This window comes from Massilia sp. ZL223, from assembly GCF_018119395.1.
Taxonomy (GTDB): Bacteria; Pseudomonadota; Gammaproteobacteria; order Burkholderiales; family Burkholderiaceae_D; genus Telluria.
The window spans coordinates 1-356 of record NZ_JAGPWD010000086.1; the positions used below are offsets into that span (position 1 = coordinate 1).

Annotated in this window: 1 protein-coding gene; it reads right to left on the reverse strand. The window is 61.8% G+C overall.

What is annotated here, in order from left to right; all coding sequences use genetic code 11:
• Window positions 1-356 (reverse strand): IS1595 family transposase (locus KBW95_RS24450; protein ID WP_211529556.1); only part of this gene is annotated, 356 nt, incomplete at both ends.

Below are 356 nucleotides of genomic sequence, written 5' to 3' on the forward strand. Positions count from 1 at the left end.
GGCAGCAAGTGTTGATGCAGCTGACGCTTCGTCACCGGGCCAAGTCCCGTGACGAAATCGAAGGTCTGTCCGGTTCGGTCGCGGGCGACCAGGACGCAGACCTGCTCATCGGAGATGCCTCGCTTTGTGGCGGCTCCGCCGTGCTTTCTGGGCGGTCGAAGCAGCTTGCGCGATCCCTTGTGAGATTCCAGTAAATAAAGCTCATCAGCCTCCGCGATCCCGGTCAAGGTGTCCGGGCGGTCGTGCTTGGTCACGTCCAGGAACCGGTGGCGCCAGCGAAAGCTGGTATTGCGATGTACGCCGACCGATCGCGCAGCGCCCCGAACTGTCGTCGAATTCAAGACGCAGTCGAGGAA